This is a genomic window from Actinomycetota bacterium (assembly GCA_036280995.1).
Lineage (GTDB): Bacteria > Actinomycetota > CALGFH01 > CALGFH01 > CALGFH01 > CALGFH01.
Window position 1 is genome coordinate 1 of record DASUPQ010000915.1, and the last position, 3,093, is coordinate 3,093.

4 protein-coding genes are annotated in these 3,093 nt (G+C 73.3%); 2 read left to right on the forward strand and 2 right to left on the reverse strand.

What is annotated here, in order from left to right:
* Positions 1-79: 79 nt before the first annotated feature.
* Positions 80-475, forward strand: coding sequence for a CBS domain-containing protein (locus tag VF468_30540; protein HEX5882625.1), 396 nt, complete (start codon positions 80-82; stop codon positions 473-475).
* A gap of 46 nt (positions 476-521) precedes the next feature.
* On the forward strand, positions 522-722 hold the full coding sequence (locus VF468_30545) for a BON domain-containing protein (protein ID HEX5882626.1): 201 nt from the start codon (positions 522-524) through the stop codon (positions 720-722).
* Positions 723-799: 77 nt separating this feature from the next.
* Here the strand turns inward: VF468_30545 and VF468_30550 are convergent, their stop codons facing one another.
* Together VF468_30550 and VF468_30555 are read right to left on the reverse strand one after the other, a co-directional pair.
* Entirely contained in the window at positions 800-1,903 is a 1,104-nt protein-coding gene (locus tag VF468_30550; protein ID HEX5882627.1) for a Vms1/Ankzf1 family peptidyl-tRNA hydrolase, read from the reverse strand.
* The coding region (locus VF468_30555) for a glucose-6-phosphate dehydrogenase (GenBank protein ID HEX5882628.1) at positions 1,903-3,093 on the reverse strand (1,191 nt) is incomplete at its 5' end. The genes VF468_30555 and VF468_30550, both read right to left, overlap by 1 nt.

The following is a 3,093-nucleotide window of genomic DNA, read 5'->3' on the forward strand; positions in this document are numbered from 1 at the left end:
TGGCCGGTGGTTGCTTGGCCTGCCGGGCGTTTGGCCGTGGCTGGGGTGTCGGGTGAGCAAGGTGGCAAGGAGGAGCGCCATGCCGGCCCGGGTCCAGGATGTCATGACGATCGAAGTGTTGGTCGCCCAGCCGACCACGCCCGTCAAGCAGGTAGCCAGGTTGCTGGCCGACCATCGCCTGAGCGCCCTACCGGTTGTCGACGGGCGTGGCCGGATGCTGGGCGTCGTCTCCGAAGCCGATCTGCTCGGCGACGGCCGGCCCCTCGCGGACGGGCAGCCACCGGCCACGGCTGGTGCGGTGATGACCAGCCCAGCCGTCACGGTGGACCCGCAGGCGACCGTGACCGAGGCGGCGAGGCGGACGCAGGCCGCGGGGATGAAGCGCCTGCCCGTGGTCGCCGGCTCGGGCCGGCTGGTCGGCATCGTCAGCCGCGCGGACCTGCTCCGGCCGCTGACGCGCCCGGATCCCGGATGAGGAGATCCGCTGGGCGATCGAGGAGCTGCTCGGGCACGAGCTGCTGATCGACCCAGCTCGGATGAAGGTCGAGGTGCGCGACGGCGTGGTCAGCCTCACCGGGCGGGTCGAGCGGCGCAGCCTGATCCCCATCGTGGTCCGCCTGGCCGGCGCGACCGAGGGGGTGGTGCAGGTCCAGGACTGGCTGACCTTCGACCTGGACGACACTAGGCTGCAACCCTCGGCCAGCAACCGGCAGCGCATCTGAGGTCTGGCACGAGCGAGGCGGCAGCAGACTCCGGTCAGCTCCACACGCAGCCCTGTCGCGTGGCCAGGGTGGCAGGCTCAGCGATCGCCGACCTGCCCGGCGTACCGCAGCAGCGCCCCGATCCCCCCTGTGGGCCCGCACCCGTCGGGGAGCTGGTTGGCCAGCAGGCGCGCGCTCGCGCCGCTGGCGGCGGCGGCCCGGAGGGCGACGTCGACCAGGGGCGCTCGGGCTGGGGCGCCGACACCCATCGCATGCAATTCCTGGGGGTCCAGCGCGATCTGTGCTGGGGACGGGCCGAACCAGGCGTCGCCGGTGACCGCTCCAGGTTGTAGCAGCAGCGTGCTGACCTGGGAGCTGGCCAGGGCCTGGAGCGTCGCGGCGGGTCCGTTGGCTGCCCGGTCGGCTTGGCCCAGCTCGCGGCCGAAGGCGGCCAGCGCCGCGGTCGTGTCTCGTGCTTCGAGCAGGTCCAGCAGTGGCGCGGCCTTGGCCAGCGCCGCGTCCAGCGAGCCGTACTCCCCGTCGACAACCTGGAGCAGCTCGCCCACGCGGCCCGGGACCTGGTCGCGCAGGAGCTGCGTCGCGCGGACGTCGCCGGTCACGACCACCAGCCGGGGTCGCACGTCGTCGACCAGCTTGGTCAGGGCCTCGGCGACCGCGCCGGCGTTCTGCTGCCAGCGGTTCTCGGCGCGTTGCTGGAAGCGGCGTTGCGACCAGCCACCGGGGGCGGACCGGGTGACGTGTAGCTCCTCGCCCTGGACTCGGATCGCCTGGTCGGGGCCGGCGGGCACGACGGCGAGCAGTTCGGCGCCCAGCCGGTCGATGGCCACCACGACGTAGGGGAACTGGCGCTGCTTCCAGGCCAGCAGCGGCACGACGGCCGGCAGCATGCCACAGCGGCCGAGGTCCCGCATCGGGGCGTCGGGGAGGTGGGCGCCGAGCAGGACGCCGTCGCGGTTGGCGATGACGGCGAGGGTATCGCCGGTCGGATCGGCCTCGTCGACCAGCGGGTCGATCGCGGCCAGGGCCGCCTCGGGCGCCCCGGTGGCGGTGAGCTCGCGGCGGAGGCTCTTCCAGCGCAGCCGGACCGGTGGCGGGGCGTCGGCTACGGTGCCGGTGGTGTCGAGGTAGACCGTGACGAACGGGGTCGCTGCCCGGTACAGGAACACGAGGTCGGTGAGCATCATTGGCTGCGCTCACCACCGTGGTCGGGAGGGATCCGGGGTCCGGGTCCGGGGGAGCCAGCCGGATACTCCTGCAAGGGCACGGCGCCCTCGGCCCAGGCAGCTAGGATCGGCTCGGTGATCCGCCAGCACTCCTCGGCCTCGTCGCCACGGATCGCCAGGGTCAGGTCGCCGTCCATGACCGCCAGCAGGAGCCGGCCGTAGGCGGGTACGTCGTGTGGCGCCAGGATGTGTTCCAGGGTGGCGTGCTCCAAGCGGAACCGGTCCCCGGCGCCGTTCAGGTTGATGCGCAAGGTCAGGCGATCGGGGTCGAGGCCGAACCGGAGCAGGTTGGCGGGGACGTCGGCCGCCTCCGCGAAGGTTGGCTGGCCGGCGGGCCAGAAGTGGATGAGGATCTCGGCGCGCCGACGCACGAGGGCCTTGCCGGTTCGCAGCCGGAACGGCACTCCACGCCAGCGCGGGTTGTCGACCTCGAGGGTGACCTCGGCGAAAGTCTCGGTGCCGCGGGCCGGGTCCACTCCTGGCTCTTCGGCGTAGGCGGGTACGTCAACGCCGTCGATCCGCCCGGCGGTGTAGCGGGCCCGGACGGTGCGGGCGGCCAGCTGCCCGGGCGGTGGTGGCTGGACCGCGCGCAGCAGCTCGACCTTGCGGTCATGCAGCCGATCCGGGTCGAGCCGGGCCGGCGGCTCCATCGCCACCAGGCAGGCCAGCTGGAGCAGGTGGTTCTGGACCACGTCGCGTAGGGCGCCGGCGTGGTCGTAGTAGCCGGCGCGGCCCTCCAGCGCGACCGTCTCGTCCCAGACGATATCCACCCGCTGGATGTGCTCGGCACGCCAGACGGGCTCGAAGACCCGGTTGGCGAAGCGCAGCCCGAGCAGGTTCTGGACAGTCTGCAGGCCCAGAAAATGGTCGGCGCGGAAGGTTGCCTCCTCCCCGAAGCAGCGGCCCAGGAGCTGGTTAAGGGCGCGCGCCTCGGCCAGGCTGCGCCCGAACGGCTTCTCCACCACCACCCGGCTGCGGTCCGGGAGCCCGACTGTGGCCAGCACCCCGATCGCGGGGGCGAAGGCCGCCGGGGGCAGCGCCAGGTAAGCGACGATGGGGCCCTTGGCCTGGTCGAGCGCGCCGGCCAGGGCGGCCGCGTCGCCGGCGTCGGCCCGCTGGTAGCTGGCCTTGGCGACCAGGGCCTCCCG